This window comes from Nocardioides luteus (assembly GCF_000960475.2).
Lineage (GTDB): Bacteria > Actinomycetota > Actinomycetes > Propionibacteriales > Nocardioidaceae > Nocardioides > Nocardioides luteus_A.
Genome location: NZ_JZDQ02000011.1, coordinates 134,707 through 152,731, shown reverse-complemented (window position 1 = coordinate 152,731; position 18,025 = coordinate 134,707). Strand labels below are relative to the sequence as shown.

19 protein-coding genes are annotated in these 18,025 nt (G+C 70.3%); 17 read left to right on the top strand and 2 right to left on the bottom strand.

Annotation, left to right across the window (positions count from 1 at the left end; translation table 11 throughout):
• Positions 1–85: 85 nt before the first annotated feature.
• The 6 genes from UG56_RS28320 to glmM all read left to right on the top strand — a co-directional run bounded on the left by UG56_RS28320 (position 86) and on the right by glmM (position 5,044).
• Positions 86–1,495 (top strand): hypothetical protein, encoded by a 1,410-nt coding sequence (locus UG56_RS28320; RefSeq protein ID WP_045551893.1) that lies wholly within the window; start codon positions 86–88, stop codon positions 1,493–1,495.
• Positions 1,492–1,752, top strand: a complete 261-nt coding sequence (locus UG56_RS09890; protein ID WP_045551892.1) for a hypothetical protein — start codon at positions 1,492–1,494, stop codon at positions 1,750–1,752. Before UG56_RS28320 ends, UG56_RS09890 begins: the two co-directional genes overlap by 4 nt.
• Before the next feature lie 125 nt (positions 1,753–1,877).
• Complete coding sequence (locus UG56_RS09885) at positions 1,878–2,342, top strand: hypothetical protein (RefSeq protein WP_071326998.1); 465 nt, start codon at positions 1,878–1,880, stop codon at positions 2,340–2,342.
• Positions 2,343–2,625: 283 nt separating this feature from the next.
• Positions 2,626–3,069: a 50S ribosomal protein L13 gene (gene rplM / locus UG56_RS09880; RefSeq protein ID WP_008362447.1), complete on the top strand. Its 444-nt coding sequence runs from the start codon at positions 2,626–2,628 to the stop codon at positions 3,067–3,069.
• Between the two features lie 14 nt (positions 3,070–3,083).
• Positions 3,084–3,584 (top strand): 30S ribosomal protein S9, encoded by a 501-nt coding sequence (gene rpsI / locus UG56_RS09875; protein ID WP_045551552.1) that lies wholly within the window; start codon positions 3,084–3,086, stop codon positions 3,582–3,584.
• A 104-nt stretch (positions 3,585–3,688) separates the two neighbouring features.
• Positions 3,689–5,044, top strand: coding sequence for a phosphoglucosamine mutase (glmM, locus tag UG56_RS09870; protein WP_045551551.1), 1,356 nt, complete (start codon positions 3,689–3,691; stop codon positions 5,042–5,044).
• A gap of 86 nt (positions 5,045–5,130) precedes the next feature.
• On the opposite strand, the gene coaA is transcribed toward glmM, so the two are convergent.
• Complete coding sequence (coaA, locus tag UG56_RS09865) at positions 5,131–6,096, bottom strand: type I pantothenate kinase (protein WP_045551550.1); 966 nt, start codon at positions 6,094–6,096, stop codon at positions 5,131–5,133.
• A gap of 70 nt (positions 6,097–6,166) precedes the next feature.
• Between coaA and glmS the strand changes: the two genes are divergently transcribed.
• The 10 genes from glmS (at position 6,167) to tsaD (ending at position 16,060) form a co-directional block, all read left to right on the top strand.
• Positions 6,167–8,041, top strand: a complete 1,875-nt coding sequence (gene glmS / locus UG56_RS09860; protein ID WP_045551549.1) for a glutamine--fructose-6-phosphate transaminase (isomerizing) — start codon at positions 6,167–6,169, stop codon at positions 8,039–8,041.
• A gap of 13 nt (positions 8,042–8,054) precedes the next feature.
• Positions 8,055–8,408, top strand: coding sequence for a holo-ACP synthase (locus UG56_RS09855; RefSeq protein ID WP_045551548.1), 354 nt, complete (start codon positions 8,055–8,057; stop codon positions 8,406–8,408).
• Between the two features lie 111 nt (positions 8,409–8,519).
• Positions 8,520–9,866: an NAD(P)H-hydrate epimerase gene (locus UG56_RS09850; protein WP_256206533.1), complete on the top strand. Its 1,347-nt coding sequence runs from the start codon at positions 8,520–8,522 to the stop codon at positions 9,864–9,866.
• Positions 9,867–9,886: 20 nt separating this feature from the next.
• Positions 9,887–11,080: an alanine racemase gene (gene alr, locus UG56_RS09845; RefSeq protein ID WP_071326996.1), complete on the top strand. Its 1,194-nt coding sequence runs from the start codon at positions 9,887–9,889 to the stop codon at positions 11,078–11,080.
• Positions 11,077–12,171: an alpha/beta fold hydrolase gene (locus UG56_RS09840; RefSeq protein ID WP_045549803.1), complete on the top strand. Its 1,095-nt coding sequence runs from the start codon at positions 11,077–11,079 to the stop codon at positions 12,169–12,171. The genes alr and UG56_RS09840 overlap by 4 nt, the downstream gene beginning before the upstream one ends.
• Complete coding sequence (gene tsaE, locus UG56_RS27515) at positions 12,168–13,112, top strand: tRNA (adenosine(37)-N6)-threonylcarbamoyltransferase complex ATPase subunit type 1 TsaE (RefSeq protein ID WP_084100843.1); 945 nt, start codon at positions 12,168–12,170, stop codon at positions 13,110–13,112. The genes UG56_RS09840 and tsaE overlap by 4 nt, the downstream gene beginning before the upstream one ends.
• 21 nt (positions 13,113–13,133) lie before the next feature.
• Positions 13,134–13,775, top strand: a complete 642-nt coding sequence (gene tsaB, locus UG56_RS09830; RefSeq protein WP_045549804.1) for a tRNA (adenosine(37)-N6)-threonylcarbamoyltransferase complex dimerization subunit type 1 TsaB — start codon at positions 13,134–13,136, stop codon at positions 13,773–13,775.
• Positions 13,772–14,218 carry a ribosomal protein S18-alanine N-acetyltransferase gene (gene rimI, locus UG56_RS09825; RefSeq protein WP_045549805.1) on the top strand — a complete coding sequence of 149 codons (447 nt, stop codon included), beginning with the start codon at positions 13,772–13,774 and terminating at the stop codon, positions 14,216–14,218. The genes tsaB and rimI overlap by 4 nt, the downstream gene beginning before the upstream one ends.
• Positions 14,219–14,361: 143 nt before the next feature.
• Positions 14,362–14,820 carry a hypothetical protein gene (locus UG56_RS09820; RefSeq protein ID WP_143054981.1) on the top strand — a complete coding sequence of 153 codons (459 nt, stop codon included), beginning with the start codon at positions 14,362–14,364 and terminating at the stop codon, positions 14,818–14,820.
• Between the two features lie 193 nt (positions 14,821–15,013).
• A complete protein-coding gene (gene tsaD / locus UG56_RS09815; RefSeq protein ID WP_045549807.1) occupies positions 15,014–16,060 on the top strand; it encodes a tRNA (adenosine(37)-N6)-threonylcarbamoyltransferase complex transferase subunit TsaD in 1,047 nt (348 codons plus the stop codon).
• 15 nt (positions 16,061–16,075) lie between these two features.
• On the opposite strand, the gene UG56_RS09810 is transcribed toward tsaD, so the two are convergent.
• A complete protein-coding gene (locus tag UG56_RS09810) occupies positions 16,076–17,239 on the bottom strand; it encodes a class I SAM-dependent methyltransferase (protein WP_045549808.1) in 1,164 nt (387 codons plus the stop codon).
• 78 nt (positions 17,240–17,317) lie between these two features.
• On the opposite strand from UG56_RS09810, the gene UG56_RS09805 reads away from it, so the two are divergent.
• Positions 17,318–17,965: a hypothetical protein gene (locus UG56_RS09805; RefSeq protein ID WP_143054980.1), complete on the top strand. Its 648-nt coding sequence runs from the start codon at positions 17,318–17,320 to the stop codon at positions 17,963–17,965.
• Positions 17,966–18,025: the final 60 nt, after the last annotated feature.

Below are 18,025 nucleotides of genomic sequence, written 5' to 3'. Positions count from 1 at the left end.
CAGCCATCTCGGCCCGCCTCGCGTTCTCGGCAGCGAAGCGACGACCTCACCACCATCTCGGGCAAGAGACTCGGAGGAACCACAGATGCGCGTCCGCGCACTGGTGGCGGCTGCTGCCGTCGCCCTGATCGTGCCGGCGGTGCCGGCCTTCGCGACGGAGACGCCGTCGCCCACCACGGACCCGACGCCGACGGCCACTGCCGATCCGACGACGGACCCGACGGCCACTGCCGACCCGACCGCCACCGCCGACCCGACGCCGACCGCGACCCAGACACCCGAACCTGCACCGTCTCTCGACGTGTCCGCCACATTCACGCTCGGCCGGGCGGCACGTCCGGGCGAGCTGGTTCCCGCCAGCGTCACGGTTGTAGGTGGCGCTGACTCGTCCGTCGAGATCGCCTGGCAGCTGGAGGACCCCCACGGGGTGTCACTTGGAGCTCCTTCGGCGCCCGTGCCGGCGACGCTCGACGCCGCTGGGGTCGCCTCTGTGGCCTTGCCGGTGCCGCAAGCCGCTGATGGCTGGTACTACATCAGAACGTACGTCACCCGGCCGTCGGACGGCGCCACGGGTCGCTCCGGGGCGACGGGCCTCACGCTGGACGGGACTGCGCCGGCTTTCACCCTGGCTAACAGCCTCAGTACGTTCTACCCGGCCCGTGACGGGTATCGAGACCGAACGACGGTCCGCATCTACGGAGTGGACGAGACGTCGTACAACACCGCGACGGACCCGCGTTACCGCCTGCAGGTCCTCCGGTCCAACGGAACCCTTCTGCGCACGATCGCGTCCGGACAGCTCGAATGGAGCGGGCGCGCAGGGGTGGAGTGGGAGAAGGAGGTCACCTGGAGTGGGCTCGACGCAGCGGGTGTCCAGGTGCCCGCCGGCACCTACACGCTCAAGGCCATCGTCACCGACGCGGCTGGCAACTCGGTGGCCAAGGCGGTCAACGTGACGGTCTCCTCGAAGAAGCTGATCTGGAAGACCTTCTACCGCAAGCTCACCGCCGGGGGCGCGCTGGCGGACAAGTACGTCGGCTCCTGCTCGACCCTCAAGGCGCCCGCGCGCAGCGACTGGGCGGGCTCGCGCGGTTACCGCTCGAACGTCAAGTGCCAGGGCGGCGACACCGCCAAGTCACGGGTGATCACCGACAGCGTCGCGTGCCTGCCGCGGTCGTTCGACGGCAACTACCGCAACCTCACGATGAAGCACTACGGCGGGCGGCCGAAGGGCTACACCAAGAACGTCTATCTCGTGACCCACGTCTACAAGCCGCAGACCTCCGGTGACTGGACGCTCACGCAGCGCCACCAGTTCGGCAACTCCGTGCAGTGGAAGACGATGGCGTCGGTCTCCACGCCGAACGCGCTGATCGCCGACCGTCGGTCGACGCAGTATTGTCCCTCGATCTGGTGGGTCTCCGGTCTGCAGTCGAGCTCGCGCTACGACGTGTGGAAGTACTCGGTCGCCATCGAGTACCGGGTGCTCGCATGACCACGATCGAGAAGTCGGCCGATGCACCGGCGGAGGCGCGGGTGGTCAGCCGGAAGGTGCTGATCGTCGTGGTCGTCGCCCTGGTGCTGGCCCTCCTCGTGGGCGGCGCCGTCGGAGCCCTCGTCCTCGGCGGCGACGAGGCCCCGGCGAAGAAGCCGACGACCGGGCAGCCTCCCGCGCCGCGCGACGGCCCGGACCCGGCCCAGCTCGACGACGACGCCTTCGCTCCCGAGGGTGAGGTCGGCGCCGACCAGTAGCAGACGGAAAACAAGAGGACGACGTACGTCACCGGGACACGTTCCCGCGGCGTACGTCGTGCTTTGTCATCGAAGTCAAAGGTCCGGCACAGCCTCGTCACAGGAACTCGGCGGACGCTGGAAACATGAGCGAGAAGAGTACGGGCGACGAGGCTCCCGAGCCGGTGCAGCCGACGGCCGAGCAGCCCGCCGCCGAGCAGCCCGCCGAGCAACCTGCCGCACAGCCCGCGCCGGTGGCCTACGCGCCGCCCGCCTTCGGTCCGCCGACCGCCGCTCCGGTGGCCCCGAAGGCACCGAGGAAGAAGCTCTCGGAGCGGATCTTCGGATGGAAGAGCGTCGCGGTCGCCGCGGCGGCCGGCCTCGTCCTCGGTGGTGGTGTGGCCACGGGAGTCGCCGCCGTCGTCGTGGGCGGCGGCGACGACCAGGGCCAGCGGGAGCTGGGCCGGCGTGGCGGCGGTCCGATGCCCTACGGGCAGCTGCCCGAGGGTGGTCAGCTGCCCGACTTCGGCCAGGGCGGCGGTGGGCCCGGCGGCTTCGACCAGCAGCAGGTGCGGCCCGACGGCTCCTCCTCCGAGGGCCAGTCGAGCTGACCCACCCCAAGATCGCGTACGCCGCCAGGCTCCCCGACCGGCGGCGTACGTCTTGATTTGTCTCCGCCACGCGGGGGCTCGTAACCTTGTTCGGTCGTGACTCCTGCCGCGTCCTGATCCCTGGTTCGATGAGAACTGTCGCACGGTCAGGGGCGCAGATCCGGATGACTGTCGCTGGGATTCCAGCCGACAGGGCAAGCCGGGCCGTGTTCGTCAGAAGCCACGCAGCAACATCCCGCCTCCTGCATCCGCTGGGCGGGCACTACGAACTAAGAAGGCACACGTGCGTACTTACGCTCCCAAGCCGGGCGACATCGAGCGCGCCTGGCTCGTGATCGACGCGACCGACGTCCGTCTCGGCCGCCTCGCTGTCCAGGTCGCCGAGCTCCTCCGCGGCAAGCACAAGGCGATCTTCGCGCCCAACGCGGACACCGGCGACTTCGTCATCGTCATCAACGCCGAGAAGGTCTCCCTCTCCGGCAACAAGAAGACCACCAAGCTGGCTTACCGTCACTCGGGCTACCCGGGCGGCCTGACGGCCACCCCGATCGGTGAGGTCCTGGACAAGGACGCTCGCAAGGCGATCGAGAAGGCCGTGTGGGGCATGCTGCCGAAGAACAAGCTCGGCCGTCAGATGCTCAAGAAGCTGAAGGTCTACTCCGGCCCTGAGCACCCGCACGCCGCGCAGCAGGCCGTTCCGTTCGAGATCAAGCAGATCGCCCAGTGAGCCAGGACCAGGACATGACTGAGAACAACGTAGAGGTCGAGGAGACCTTCGAGACCGACGAGCAGGGCCTCGCGTACACCTCCGAGAGCGCCCCGTCCGCCGACACCCCCGAGCGCCCGGCGACCATCGCCCCGGCCGCCGCCACCGGCCGCCGCAAGGAGTCCGTCGCCCGCGTCCGGATCGTTCCGGGCACCGGCGCGTGGACCATCAACGGTCGCACCATCGAGGACTACTTCCCCAACAAGCTGCACCAGCAGATCGCGAACGAGCCGTTCGCCGCGCTGCAGCTCGAGGGTCGCTTCGACGTGATCGCCCGCATCGACGGCGGCGGCATCGCCGGCCAGGCCGGCGCGCTGCGTCTCGGCGTGGCCCGTGCGCTGAACGACGTCGACGTCGAGGCCAACCGCCCGACCCTGAAGAAGGCCGGTCTGCTCACCCGCGACGCCCGCGTGGTGGAGCGGAAGAAGGCCGGTCTCAAGAAGGCCCGCAAGGCCTCGCAGTTCAGCAAGCGCTGATCGCCCTCGCGATCGCCTAGCATTGTTGGGGTGCCTCGGCTCGCCGAGGCACCCCGACTCACTTTTCGGGCGGGGGCCGACGTACGAAAGAAGGTCACACGGACGTGGCACGCCTTTTCGGCACTGACGGAGTTCGCGGTCTCGCGAACGGCGACATCCTCACCGCCTCGCTCGCCCAGAACCTGGCGACATCCGCGGCACTTGTCCTGACCGAGGAGCTGCGGAACTCCGGGAGCGGACGCAAGCCGCTGGCGGTCGTCGGCAACGACTCGCGCGTCTCCGGACAGTTCCTGCAGGCCACGGTCGCCGGTGGTCTCGCCTCGGCCGGCTGCGACGTGATCGATGTGGGCGTGCTGCCGACGCCCGGGGTCGCCTACCTCACCGCGGCTCTCCAGGCCGACCTCGGCGTGGTCATCTCGGCCTCCCACAACCCGATGCCCGACAACGGCATCAAGTTCCTCCAGCGCGGCGGGCACAAGCTCGACGACGTGCTCGAGGACCGGATCGAGGCACACCTCGACGAGCCCTGGGACCGCCCGACCGGCGCGTCGGTGGGCCGGATCTCGTCCCACGAGAACCCCGTGGAGACGTACGCAGCCCACCTGATCTCCACGCTCGAGCGGCGTCTCGACGGGCTGACCGTCGTCGTCGACTGCGCCAACGGCGCCGCCGCGGCCGCCGGTCCGCTCGCCCTGGACCAGGCCGGCGCGAAGGTGATCGCGATCAACGACATCAACGACGGCCTCTCGATCAACGACGGCGTTGGCTCGACCCACCCCGAGATGCTCCAGAAGGCCGTCGTCGAGCACGGTGCCGACGTCGGCTTCGCCTGGGACGGCGACGCCGACCGCTGCCTGGCCGTCGACGCCCAGGGCAACCTGGTCGACGGCGACCAGCTCATCGCCATCCTCGCCCTCGGGCTCCACGACGCCGGCCGGCTCCCGGACGACACCGTGGTCGTCACGGTGATGAGCAACCTCGGCTTCGTGAAGGCGATGGACGCCGCGGGCGTCCACGTGAAGCAGACCGCCGTGGGCGACCGCTACGTGCTCGAGGAGATGCGCCGCGGCGGCTACGCCATCGGCGGCGAGCAGTCCGGCCACATCATCATGAGCGAGCACGCCACCACCGGCGACGGCATCCTCACCGCCCTGCACGTCCTGCAGCGGATGACCGACACCGGGCGTACGCTCGCCGACCTCGCCTCCGTCGTCACCCGCCTCCCGCAGGTCCTGCTCAACGTCAAGGGCGTCGACAAGGCCCGCTGCAAGACCGACGACGGGCTCCTCGAGGCCGTCGCCGTCGAGGAGAAGGCCCTCGCCGGCTCCGGGCGCATCCTGCTGCGTCCCTCCGGCACCGAGAACCTCGTACGCGTCATGGTCGAGGCCCCCACCCATCACGAGGCCGAGGCGTGTGCCGAGCGGCTCGCCGAGGTCGTGCGAGAGCGTCTGTCACTCTGACCCCTCCGATCACACCCGTTGCCGAGTCGGCTCGTCATGACGAGCCGACTCGGCGAGGTTTTCGGTCAGGATGAGCCGACTCGGCGTCAGATCTTGCGCAGGCGTACGTAGCGGACCGAGTGGTCGCTGTCCTTGCGCAGGACCAGGGTGGCGCGGGAGCGGGTGGGGAGGACGTTCTCGCGGAGGTTGGGGCCGTTGATCTCGTTCCAGATCTCGGTGGCGCGGGTGACGGCCTCGTCGTGCGACAGGGCCGCATATTTCGTGAAGTAGGACGACGGGTCGCGGAAGGCGGTCTCGCGCAGCCGGAGGAAGCGGTCGACGTACCACTGCTTGATGTCGCGCGACCCGGCATCGACGTAGACGGAGAAGTCGAAGAAGTCCGAGAGGGCCAGCGAGATGGTGCCGTCGGCGCGGACCCGGGAGGGCTGCAGGACGTTGAGGCCCTCGAGGATGACGATGTCGGGCTTCTTGACGAGCACGGTCTGGTCGGTGACGTCGTAGGTCAGGTGTGAGTAGATCGGCGCGCGCACCTCGTCCTCACCCGACTTGAGGTCGACGAGGAAGCGGAGCAGAGCCTTGCGGTCGTACGACTCCGGGAAGCCCTTGCGCTCCATCAGCCCACGACGCTCGAGCTCGGCGTTGGGGTAGAGGAACCCGTCGGTGGTGACCAGGGCGACGTTGGGGTGCTCGGGCCAGTGGGCGAGCATCTGCTGGAGCACACGAGCGGTGGTCGACTTGCCGACCGCGACCGACCCGGCGACACCGATGACGAACGGCGTACGTTCCGGCATCGTCTTGCCGAGGAAGAGCTCCTGCTGGTCGTGGAGCTTCGCCGAGGCGCTCACGTAGAGGCTCAGCAGGCGGCTCAGCGGCAGGTAGACCTCCTCGACCTCCTTGAGGTCGATCTGGTCGCCCAGGCCACGCAGCGACTCGATCTCTGCCTCGGTCAGCGGACTCTCGGTCTCGGTCGCGAGCTCGGCCCACGCGCTTCGGTCGAGCTCGACGTAGGGCGAGGAGCCGCGGTCATCGCCGTGTGGCCCGGGGTGTGACATGGCAACGATTGTTACGCACAACCGCCGCCGCTTCCTTATGGGGCCCACGAGAGCCGTAGGATCATCCGCCATGTGCGGCATCGTTGGGTACGTCGGAGACCGGTCGGCGCAGGGCGTCGTGATCGATGGCCTGCGGCGGTTGGAGTACCGCGGCTACGACTCGGCGGGGATCGCGCTGATCGCGGACGGCCGAAGCGGAGCCCGAGGCGATCAGCAGGGCAAGCTGGCCGTGGACAAGCGGGCCGGCAAGCTCGCCAACCTGGAGAAGGCGATCGCGGACACGCCGCTGCCGGCGTCGACGACCGGGATCGGCCACACCCGCTGGGCGACCCACGGCGGCCCGACCGACGGCAACGCCCACCCGCACGTCGGCCGCACCGGCCGGGTCGCGGTCGTGCACAACGGGATCATCGAGAACTTCGCCGAGCTGCGGGCCTCGCTGGAGGCCGACGGCCACGAGTTCGCCTCGCAGACCGACACCGAGGTCGCCGCCCACCTGCTGGAGCGTGAGGTCGTCGGCGGGGCCGACCTGACCATCGCGATGCAGAAGGTCTGCTCGGTCCTCGAAGGTGCCTTCACGTTCGTCGCGATCGACGCGGAGGACCCGTCCCGGGTGGTCGCCGCACGGCGCAACAGCCCGCTCGTGGTCGGTCTGGGCGAGGGGGAGTCCTTCCTCGGCTCCGACGTCGCCGCGTTCATCGAGCACACCCGCGAGGCGCTCGAGCTCGACCAGGACCAGGTCGTCACGATCACCCGCGAGGGCGCGACCGTCACCAACTTCGACGGCACCCCCGCCGAGGGCCGCCGCTTCCACGTCGACTGGGACCTGGCCGCCGCCGAGAAGGACGGCCACGACTGGTTCATGCGCAAGGAGATCCTCGAGCAGCCTCGTGCGGTGGCCGACTCGCTGCTGGGGCGGCGTACGCCTTCGGGGTCGCTCCACCTCGACGAGATGCGGCTCGACGACGACGAGCTGCGCGAGGTCACCAAGATCATCATCATCGCCGCGGGGACGTCGTTCTACGCCGGCATGGTCGCGAAGTACGCCATCGAGCACTGGTGCCGGATCTCGGTCGAGGTCGAGCTGGCCTCCGAGTTCCGCTACCGCGACCCGATCCTCGACAACTCCACCCTGGTGGTGGCGATCTCGCAGTCCGGCGAGACCGCCGACACCCTGCAGGCGATCCGGCACGCCCGTTCGCAGCGCTCCAAGGTGCTGGCGATCTGCAACACCAACGGCTCCACGATCCCGCGCGAGTCCGATGCGGTCATCTACACCCACGCCGGCCCGGAGATCGGGGTCGCCTCGACCAAGGGGTACGTCACCCAGCTGGTCGCCTGCTACCTGCTCGCGCTCTACCTGGCGCAGGTCAAGGGCACGATGTACGGCGACGAGATCGACGGCGTGATGACCCAGCTCGAGGCGATGCCCGCTGCCGTGTCGAAGGTCTTGGAGACCGCACCGCAGGTCTACGACCTGGCGCGTGAGTACGCCGACCGCCGGGCCTTCCTGTTCCTCGGGCGCCACGCCGGCTATCCGGTCGCCCTGGAGGGTGCGCTCAAGCTCAAGGAGCTCGCCTACCTGCACGCCGAGGGGTTCGCCGCCGGCGAGCTGAAGCACGGCCCGATCGCGCTGGTCGAGGAGGGGCTGCCGATCTGGTGCATCGTGCCCCCGCGCGGCCGCGACTTCCTGCACGACAAGATGCGCTCGGGGATCATGGAGGTCCGCGCCCGGGGTGCGCGCACCATCGCGCTGGTCGAGGAGGGCGACGACTCGGTCGACTCGGTCTCCGACACGATCATCCGGCTGCCGAAGGTGCCGGTGCTGCTGCAGCCCCTCGTCGCGGTCGTGCCGCTGCAGCTCTTCGCCTGCCAGCTCGCCACCGAGCTCGGCTACGACGTCGACCAGCCCCGCAACCTCGCCAAGTCGGTCACGGTCGAGTGATGGCGCTGCGCTGATGGCCGTGATCGGAGTCGGGATCGACGTGTGCGACCTCGCGCGGTTCGAGGAGTCGCTGGAGCGTACGCCGCGGCTGCGTGAGCGGCTGTTCACCCCTGCCGAGGCGGCGAAGCCGATCGCATCGCTGGCCGCCCGCTTCGCCGCGAAGGAGGCGCTCGCCAAGGCGCTGGGCGCGCCGCAGGGGATGGAGTGGCACGACGCCGAGGTGATCTCGGAGTCGTCGGGGCAGCCCCGGTTCGAGCTCCGCGGCACGGTGCTGGCGCAGGCCACGAAGCTGGGCGTCGCCACCGTCCACCTCTCGCTCTCCCACGACGCCGGGATCGCCTCGGCGATGGTCGTCCTGGAGGACTGACGGGCCTGTTGGAGCCCTTCGGCCCCACCCCGGCAGCGCCTCGGCGCGTAGGCTGGGCGCATGCGGCGTGCGCACTCGGTCGAGCAGGTCAGAGCGGCAGAGAAGGCCTTGATGGCGAGCCTGCCAGAAGGCGCCCTGATGCAGCGTGCGGCGGCCGGGCTGGCCTACGCGGTCATCGACCACCTGGGCGGTGCCTACGGAAAGCGTGTCGTCCTGCTCGTCGGGAGCGGCGACAACGGCGGAGACGCGCTGTACGCCGGGGCGCTGCTCGCGCGTCGCGGGGCGCGGGTCGAGGCGTGGTTGCTGTCGGATCGGGCGCACACAGGTGGGGTCGGTGCTCTGAAGGCGGCAGGGGGGATCGTTTCCTCTGGTGTGATCTCGACAGGCTCGATCACCGGGGACTTGGTGATCGACGGGATCGTGGGGATCGGCGGGAAGCCGGGGCTGCGGCCGGAGGCCGAGGAGGCGCTGGACGTGCTGGCCGGGGTTCCGGTGGTCGCCGTCGACACGCCGAGCGGGGTCTGCGTCGACACCGGGGAGGTCGACGGGGCCCATGTGACCGCCGACCTGACGGTCACCTTCGGCACCTACAAGCCGTGTCATCTGCTCGACCCGGCGGCGTCGGCGTGCGGGAAGGTCCAGCTGGTCGACATCGGGCTCGAGCTGCCGATCCCGGCCATCGAGAGCCTCGAGGCAGCCGACGTGGCCGCGCTGGTGCCGCGCCCCGCGCCGGACGGGCACAAGTACACCCGCGGCGTGGTCGGTCTCCGCGTCGGCAGCGCCACCTATCCGGGCGCCGCGCTGCTGGCCGTCGCCGGCGCCAACACCGGCCTGGCCGGGATGGTCCGCTACGTCGGGACCGCCTCGGAGTGGGTCAAGCGCCAGCACCCGGAGGTCGTCGGCGACGGACAGGCCCAGGCCTGGGTGGTCGGCTCGGGCAGTGCCGACGGCGCCAACAGCGCGCTCGCGTTCGCGCGGGCCAGCGGCGTACCTCTCGTCATCGACGCCGACAGCCTCCGTGCGCTCAACGGGCCGCTCGGCGTGCCCGCGATCCTGACGCCGCACGCGGGTGAGCTGGCGGCGCTGATCCGGGAGGACCGTGCCGACATCGAGGCTCGACCGCTGCACTACGCCCGGCTGGCGGCCCAGCGGTTCGAGGCGGTGGTGCTGCTCAAGGGGCGGCGGACCACGATCGCCTCGCCGGATCCCGACACGCCCGTACGGGTCAACACGACGGGGACGTCCTGGCTCGCCACGGCGGGCTCGGGAGACGTGCTGGGCGGGCTGATCGGCTCGCTGCTCGCCACCGGTCTCGCCCCCATCGACGCCGCCTCGGCCGGGGCCTGGCTGCACGGCGCGGCGGCGACCCTGGCGAGCGCCGGCGGGCCGGTCACCGCGAGCGGTGTCGCCGCGGCGATACCTGCCGTTATCCGATCCCTTCCTGCTGTCTCGAGTTAGCGGCAACTATCCTTGACACCATGTCACCGAGCCCAGCGCCTCGGGCTCCGCTTCGGCGAGCCGAGATCGTCATCGACCTCGCCGCGATCCGCAACAACGTCTCGCGGTTGAGAGAGCACCTGCGTACGCCGATCATGACGGTCGTGAAGGCCGACGGCTACGGGCACGGCCTGGTCGAGGCCGGGCGGGCCGCTCGCCAGGGCGGCGCCGACTGGCTCGGCGTGGCGTCGGCGGACGAGGCGCTCGTGCTGCGCGCGGCCGGTGACGAGGGACGGCTGCTGGCCTGGCTGATCATGCCGAGCGAGCCTGCCGAGGACCTCGTCGCCGCCGACATCGACGTCACCGCCTACACCGTCGCCGACCTGGAGAAGTTCGCCGCCGCCGGCGACGCCCTGGGCCGTACGCCGCGGGTGCAGCTCAAGGTCGACACCGGCCTCTCCCGGGGCGGTGCTGCCTTCGCCGACTGGTCGAACCTGGTCGCGCGGGCGCGCATCCTGGAGGCCGAGGGAGCGATCCGGGTCACCGGGATCTGGTCGCACTTCAGCGCCAGCGAGAACACCGCCGACCCGATCAGCGCCCTCCAGGAGAAGGTCTTCGGCGAGGCGCTCGCGGTCGCCGAGGAGGCCGGTCTCCGGCCGGAGGTACGCCACCTGGCCAACTCCGCGGGAGCGCTGCTGCGCCCCAGCGCACGGCTCGACCTGGTGCGGGTCGGGATCGCGACCTACGGCATCGACCCGGCGCCCGGCGTCGAGGGTTCGCCGTGGGCAGAGCTCGGGCTCGTCCCCGCGATGACCGTGCGGGCGGAGCTGGCGATGGTGAAGCAGATCGAGGCGGGTGCGGGCGTCTCCTACAACCACACCTGGGTGGCCGAGGAGCCGACGACGGTGGGGCTGATCCCGGTCGGCTACGCCGAGGGCATCCAGCGGCGTGCCGGGAATCGCGCGTCGGTATGGGTGGACGGCGCCCGGCGACCGGTGCGGGGCACCATCTGCATGGACCAGATCGTGGTCGAGCTCAGGGACGCCTCGGTCGAACCCGGCGCCGAGGTGCTCCTGTGGGGTACCGGCGCCGACGGCGAGCCGACGGCCCAGGACTGGGCGGAGGCGAGCGAGACCATCGCCTACGAGGTCGTCACCAGGATCGGAGGGCGGATGAAGCGGCGGTACGTGGACACCGAGCAGACCGAGCAGGCCGAACAGGGAGGCGACAGATGAGCATCGCGACACGGATCGGTCAGATCGCGGCCGGAACGTTGGGAGCGGCCGCGGTCGCCGCCGCGGCCCGTGGCGCGGTGGTGGTCAAGAAGCGCCGCCGCGCGATCGAGGAACGGCCCGAGGACCGGACCCCGCTCGGGACCCTGCGCTCCTGCCCGGTCACCGTGGTGACCGCCGACGGCGTACCCCTTCACGTCGAGGTCGACGAGGTCGACCCGGCTCACACGCACCCGGGCGGGGCGAACGGGGTGACGCTCGTCTTCGTGCACGGCTACTGCCTCAACCTCGACTGCTGGCACTTCCAGCGCGCCGCCTACCGGGGCCTGGTGCGGTCGGTCTTCTACGACCAGCGCAGCCATGGCCGCAGCGGTCGCTCCTCGCTCGGCAACGCCACGATCGACCAGCTCGGTGACGATCTGCTCCGGGTGCTGGACGCGGTCGTGCCGGAGGGGCCGGTGATCCTGATCGGCCACTCGATGGGCGGGATGACGATCGCCGCGCTCGCCGAGGACCACCCCGAGCTGTTCGCGCCCTACGACGAGGGCGGCCGCATCATCGGCGCCGCCCTGATCTCGACCACCGCCGGTGGCCTCGACCCGAGCCGTCTGCTGATCCCGGTGCTTCCGGCCAAGCTCTCCGGCGGGATCGCCAACGGCACCATGCGGACGCTGGCGCGGGGGCACGGGATCGTCGACCGGTTCCGGGTCATGGGGGCCTCGGTGGCGACGGTCTTCACCGACGTGTTCGCCTTCGGGGACGAGGTGCCCGCGGCGTACGTCGAGTTCGTCGACGGGCTGCTCTCGCAGACGCCGTTCGAGGTGGTCGCGGAGTTCTTCCCGAGCTTCCGTGCGCTGGACAAGTTCGCATCGATCACCACGCTCGGCCGGGTGCCGACCACGATCATCTGCGGCACCGCCGACCGGCTCACCTCGATCGGCCACAGCCGCAAGCTGCACTCCTACATCCCGGGCTCGCGCCTGGTCGAGTGCGAGAACGCCGGCCACATGGTGATCCTCGAGCGGCACGGACAGGTCAACGCCGAGCTCGACCAGCTGCTCGCCTCGGCCACCCGGGATGCGGCTTCGGCATGACGCTCGAGTTCGAGCGGGTCGGGCCGGAGGCCGCGGCCGAGGTGCTCGCCATCGTCCGCGCGGCCTTCTCCGCCCGCCCGCCGCTCGACCCGCCCGCCGATGCGCTCGGGGAGTCCGAGGGGTCGATGAAGGAGCGCCTCTCCGGCTTCGGGGGCGTGCTGGCGCGGCTGGACGGAGTCGGGGTCGGCACGGTGGTGATGGATCCCGCCGACTCGACCATGTGGCTGCGTCGGTTCGCTGTTCTGCCTGATCAGCAGGGTCATGGGGTGGCGCACAAGATGGTGACGTACGCCGCCTCCCTCGCCGTCTCCGAGGGTTTCGGCGATCTTGCGGTGATCGCGCGCGAGGAGCTCCCGGCGACGTTGCGGTTCTGGGTTCGTCAGGGTTTTCGAGAGATCTCTCGCGAGTCGCCGGCGGTGCGGCTGCACCGTCCGCTGAACGAGCATGTCGTCGAGGCGCTCGACGCCGAGGCGATGTTCGAGCTCGGTCGACGGGTGGCCGCCTTGGTCGCCGCCGGCGACGTACTCGTCCTCTCCGGCGGCCTCGGCGCCGGCAAGACCACCTTCACCAAGGGTCTCGGCCTCGGGCTCGGGGTGCGCGGCGAGATCACCTCACCGACCTTCGTGATCGCCCGGGTGCATCCCTCGACGGTCGGCGGTCCCGAGCTCGTTCACGTCGACGCCTATCGGCTCGGCGGGATCGACGAGCTCGACGACCTCGACCTGGACACCGATCTCGACGACGCGGTGACCGTCGTCGAGTGGGGCGAGGGCCTGGCCGAGGGGCTCTCCGAGTCGCGGCTGGAGATCCGGATCGTACGTGCCGAGGCCGACGAGGCGCCCCTGGATCTGGTCGATGCGCCCGACGGCGCGGACCCGCGGCGCGTGGAGATCGTTCCGGTCGGACCCCGCTGGCGCGGTGTGGATCTCAGCAGGCTCTAGGGCGCGCTCTAGGGTGGGAGTGTGCTTCTCGCCTTTGACACCGCCACGCCCCAGGTGACTGTGGCGCTCCACGATGGTGACGATGTCGTCGCCGAGGTCGTCTCCGACCGCACCATGAAGCATGGTGAACAGCTGGCGCCGCTGATCTCCGCCGTCCTCACCGAGGCCGGGATCGTACGCCAGGATCTGACCGCCATCGCCGTCGGTGCCGGCCCCGGGCCGTTCACCGGTCTCAGGGTCGGGCTGGTCACCGCCCGGACGCTCGGGTTCGCGCTGGAGATCCCGGTCTACGCGGCCTGCACCTTGGACATACTGGCGGTGGAGGCTGTCGCCTCCGGGATCGGTGAGGGGTTCTTCGTGGCGACCGATGCGCGTCGCAAGGAGGTCTACCTGGCCTCCTACGACTCCGACGGCGTACGGCTCGAGGGTCCCGTCGTCGCCCGCCCCGCCGAGGTCGCCACCTCGGTGCCGGTGGTCGGAGAGGGCGCCCTGCTCTATCCCGACGCGTTCCCGACTCCGGTCGGCCCGGTGCGCCCGTCCGCGGGGTGGCTGGCTCGGGCGGTGGCCGAGGAGCGGGTCGAGCTGATGGACCCCGAGCCGCTCTATCTGCGCCGGCCGGATGCGGTGGAGCAGGCTGCCCAGAAGAAGGCGATCTCCCGGTGACCGTACGCTCGGCCGGCCCGGACGACGTCGACGCGATCGCCGACCTCGAGGTCGAGGCGTTCCCCGAGGATGCCTGGACGCCCGAGTATCTGCAGGTGGCCATCGACGGGAAGATGCCGACAGTCCGGATCCTCGTCGCCGTCGACGATGCGGGGACGATCGTCGGCCATGCGCTGCTGAGCGTCGTCTACGAGATCGCCGAGCTCCAGCGGATCGCGACTGCTACGGAGCAGCGTCGTCGGGGGATCGGTGGGGCGCTCCTCGACGCGTCGATCGAGCTCGCTCGGAACGAGGGAGCCGAGCGGATTCTCCTCGAGGTCCGTGAGGACAACGTCGGGGCCATCCGGTTCTATGACCAGGCTGGGTTCGTCGAGATCGACCGCCGTGAGCGCTACTACCGCGACGGCGCCACTGGGATCGTGCTGGCGCTCGAACTCAGCTGACCTCAAGAGATTCATCGGCCTGTGGATAACTTTCGGCAGCGATTTCCCATCCGTGGTCTTCTGTCGTCATGGTTCAGTTTGCTACCGACTCGATGACGCGAGAGGCCGGCTTGGGGCTGGCGCGCGCCATCAGCCTGCAGGGGATGCGGACGCCGTCGCTGAGGGCGATCGGCGAAACGATGGGCGCCAGCGTGCCCACGGTTCATCGATGGCTCGGCGGTGGCCAACGGAGGCTCGCTCGGGTCGTGGGAGCGCACCTAGGGGTCATCATCGATGTCATGCGTGATCGCACCGGCGCCAGAGGCGCGGCGGGCTTCATACCATGTGCGGACGCCGAGCTGTTCCCGATCAGAACCCTCCTGGCGTTCGAGGAGATGGGCCGATCCGACGACTTCGTGGCCGAACAGGTCGCCGAGGCATGGCGGGAGCTGTGCGTGACCCTCGGCAACACGATCAAGCAGTCAGACGTCGGTCGTGAGGCCGTCATCCTCCGTGGGCTCTGGGCGAGCGTCTGTGACGGTCACGCCCCGATGACTCTTGGCGACGCCTCTCGGATCTGGACCGAGGATGTCGTGTCCCGGCGGGACGCTGGCCGCGGGTGAAAGAAAAGTCTCTTTCGCGGGATGACCGGGTGGTGCGGCTTGGGCTCGCGGTGGTGAGTCCACGATGCCCAGGCAGTACTTGTTGATGCCCAACCTCCCCGCGTGAAAGAAACATTTCTTTCACAGAATCCGACCGGTGCCGCTCCCAGACCGATTCACGGTGACCTGACGTGGACACGGCAGAATGCAACCCATGGCCGATGAACCGCTAGTGCTCGGGATTGAAACGTCGTGCGATGAGACGGGGATCGGCGTCGTCCGCGGACACACGCTCCTGGCCGATGCGGTGGCGAGCAGCGTCGAGGAGCACGCCCGGTTCGGTGGGGTCGTGCCCGAGGTGGCGAGCCGGGCGCACCTCGAGGCGATGGTGCCGACGATCGAGCGGGCCTGCGAGGAGTCGGGCATCAAGCTGAGCGACGTCGACGCGATCGCAGTCACCGCAGGGCCCGGCCTCGCCGGCGCCCTGCTGGTCGGCGTGGCGGCGGCCAAGGCGCTCGCCCTCGGACTCGACAAGCCGATCTACGGGGTCAACCACCTGGCCTCACACGTCGCGGTCGACCAGCTGCAGCACGGCCCGCTTCCCGAGCCCTGCATCGCCATGCTCGTCTCCGGAGGCCACTCCAGCCTGCTCAAGGTCACCGACATCACTCAGGGTGTCGACCCGATGGGTGCCACCATCGACGACGCCGCGGGCGAGGCCTTCGACAAGGTCGCCCGCCTGCTCGGCCTCGGCTTCCCGGGCGGTCCGGTGATCGACAGGACCGCCACCTCGGGCAGCTCGATCGCGATCGACTTCCCTCGCGGCCTCACCACCCGCCGCGACCTGGAGCGACACCGCTTCGACTTCTCCTTCTCCGGCCTCAAGACCGCGGTCGCCCGCTGGATCGAGGCGAAGGAGCGCAGCGGCGAAGCCGTTCCGGTCGCCGATGTGGCCGCCAGCTTCCAGGAGGCCGTGGTCGACGTGCTGGTGCGCAAGGCCCTCGACGCAGCCTCCTCCGAAGGCATCGAGGACATCATCATCGGCGGCGGTGTCGCCGCCAACAGCCGGCTCCGGGTGCTCGCCGAGGAGCGCGCCACCAAGCTCGGCATCCGCGTCCGGGTCCCGCGCCCGGGCCTGTGCACCGACAACGGCGCGATGGTGGCGGCGCTGGGGGCCGAGATGGTCGCCAGGGGACGTACCCCGTCGGCGCTGGACCTCCCCGCCGACTCCTCCCAGCCGATCACGACCGTGCTGGTCTGACTGCCCTGACCGCCCTCAGAAGGGCCGCACCAACAGGCACGTCCCCTCACCGGCAACCCTGGTGAGCACGATCGTGGCCTCGGCGGAGCCAGACAGCGAGAGTCGCTTGCGAAGCTGCTCGGGCACGACCTGTACGCCGCGCTTCTTGATCGTCAGCTTCCCGATCCCGCGCTCGCGCAGCGCCGCCTTGAGCTGCTTCTCCCGATAGGGGAGCTCCTCGAGCACCTGATAGCCGCGGGCGAACGGGGTCTCGAAGGAGGCGGAGGAGGTGACGTACGCGATGTGCTCGTCGACCAGATGGCCCTGCACCCCGGCGGCGACGGCGGTGACCAGCCCGGCCCGGATGACCGCGCCGTCGGGCTCGTAGAGGAACTCGGCGACCGCGCCGACCTCCGCACCCGGGTCGTCCTCGGAGGTCAGCGTCGCCAGACCGCGCTCGCCGATCACGGTGGCCCGCCGGTGCGTGCTGGCCAGCGAGCCCGACCACAGCGCGGCCTCCTTGACCTCGCCGCGGTCGCTGACCCATTCGGCCTCGACACCGTCGGGCACGAGGTCGTGCGGGATCCCGGGAGCGACCTTCACGCACGCGTCGCGCGCGAAGAGCGTCTCGACCCACGACCACGGCGGTGTCCACCCCTCCGCGGAGAAGACCCGGCCCGTGGCGCCGCGACGGGCGGGATCGGCGTACGCGACGTCGAAAGGTGAATGGTCGACAGCTGTCGCGTCGGCGACGGTGACGGCGCCGGGCAGCCCGAGGGCGTCGAGGTTCGCCCGGGCGACGGCGACCCGCTCCGGATCGTTGTCGACGCCGGCGGCGGTGAGCCCGGCACGCGCGGAGGCGATCAGGTCGCCGCCGATCCCGCAGCCCAGGTCGATGACGCTCGCCGCGTCGAAGGCGCGTAGCCGCGCGGCCCGGTGATGGGCGACGGCCAGCCGGGTGGCCTGCTCGAGGCCGTCGGGGGTGAAGTACATCTTCGGCGCCAGATCGCCGAACTTGGCGCCCGCCTTCCGGCGCAGGTCCACCTGCGTCATCGCTGCGGCCACGTGCTCGGCGGTCTCGTCCTTGCGCAGCGCGGTCTGCACCGCCAGGGCCGAACCTTCGTCCGTCATCTCGGTGGCTCGCGCGAGCAGCCGTTGCCCGTCGTCGGTCAGCAACCAGGCGAAGGCGTCGAGATCCATGCAGCCGATCCTCTCAGGCGAGTTTCCGGACCGGGCAAACTCCATTACCCCGCGGGGTGTTTATGTAGGATCCGCCGGGTGCGCAGATCTCCCCGTAGAGTCCCGCCGAACCTCTGGGCGGCAGCGGCCGTCGTGACTCTGCTGTCGCTGATGCTCGTCCCGCCCGCATCTGCCGACACCGCGACCCCGGTGAGCACGTGCTCGTCCGGTGACCGCTCCTACACCTCGGTGGGTGCCACATCCGCCACCGCGACGGCGCCCGACGGCTACCTGATCTCGTCGTTCTGCGTGGTCGGACGCGGAAACGCCGGCGCCGAGAGGCACACGCTCTCCGCGCCGGAACGGACGGTGGTCGTCAGTCACAGCACCGGCAAGCAGCTGGAGAGCTACTCGGTGACGTACGTGCGGATCCCGGTCCCCAGCGTGCCGGAACCGGCTGACGAGACGGACGAGGAGACGGAGCCGCGGGCCGAACGATCGGCGGACGCACAGAAGGCGACGGCGGAGCCGAGCAGGTCGGCCACGGCCAAGAAGTCGCAGGTCGCCGAGGATGTTTCGCCGCTGGGCGCACTGCCGGGCGACGGCGAGGAGCTCAAGGTCACCAGATTCGAGGAAACCGACGACAGCGAGGATCGCTGGTCCGTCCTGGTCGTCGGCGGCATCATCGTCGTCGGCCTCCTGGCCGGTGCGATCGCCCTGACGGTGAGGCTTCCCGGACAGCGATAGACCGGGCTTGCTGGCACTCATTGCGGGCGAGTGCTAACGTCTGCATTGGCACTCTCCCCT

What these genes read in the sequence shown, in the direction of transcription:
- UG56_RS28320 (WP_045551893.1), top strand. Translation starts at nt 86, where the DNA reads ATGCGCGTCCGCGCACTGGTGGCGGCTGCTGCCGTCGCCCTGATCGTG.
- UG56_RS09890 (WP_045551892.1), top strand. Translation starts at nt 1,492, where the DNA reads ATGACCACGATCGAGAAGTCGGCCGATGCACCGGCGGAGGCGCGGGTG.
- UG56_RS09885 (WP_071326998.1), top strand. Translation starts at nt 1,878, where the DNA reads ATGAGCGAGAAGAGTACGGGCGACGAGGCTCCCGAGCCGGTGCAGCCG.
- rpsI (WP_045551552.1), top strand. Translation starts at nt 3,084, where the DNA reads ATGACTGAGAACAACGTAGAGGTCGAGGAGACCTTCGAGACCGACGAG.
- coaA (WP_045551550.1), bottom strand. Translation starts at nt 6,096, where the DNA reads ATGTCACACCCCGGGCCACACGGCGATGACCGCGGCTCCTCGCCCTAC.
- glmS (WP_045551549.1), top strand. Translation starts at nt 6,167, where the DNA reads ATGTGCGGCATCGTTGGGTACGTCGGAGACCGGTCGGCGCAGGGCGTC.
- UG56_RS09855 (WP_045551548.1), top strand. Translation starts at nt 8,055, where the DNA reads ATGGCCGTGATCGGAGTCGGGATCGACGTGTGCGACCTCGCGCGGTTC.
- UG56_RS09850 (WP_256206533.1), top strand. Translation starts at nt 8,520, where the DNA reads ATGGCGAGCCTGCCAGAAGGCGCCCTGATGCAGCGTGCGGCGGCCGGG.
- alr (WP_071326996.1), top strand. Translation starts at nt 9,887, where the DNA reads ATGTCACCGAGCCCAGCGCCTCGGGCTCCGCTTCGGCGAGCCGAGATC.
- UG56_RS09840 (WP_045549803.1), top strand. Translation starts at nt 11,077, where the DNA reads ATGAGCATCGCGACACGGATCGGTCAGATCGCGGCCGGAACGTTGGGA.
- tsaE (WP_084100843.1), top strand. Translation starts at nt 12,168, where the DNA reads ATGACGCTCGAGTTCGAGCGGGTCGGGCCGGAGGCCGCGGCCGAGGTG.
- UG56_RS09820 (WP_143054981.1), top strand. Translation starts at nt 14,362, where the DNA reads ATGCGGACGCCGTCGCTGAGGGCGATCGGCGAAACGATGGGCGCCAGC.
- tsaD (WP_045549807.1), top strand. Translation starts at nt 15,014, where the DNA reads ATGGCCGATGAACCGCTAGTGCTCGGGATTGAAACGTCGTGCGATGAG.
- UG56_RS09810 (WP_045549808.1), bottom strand. Translation starts at nt 17,239, where the DNA reads ATGGATCTCGACGCCTTCGCCTGGTTGCTGACCGACGACGGGCAACGG.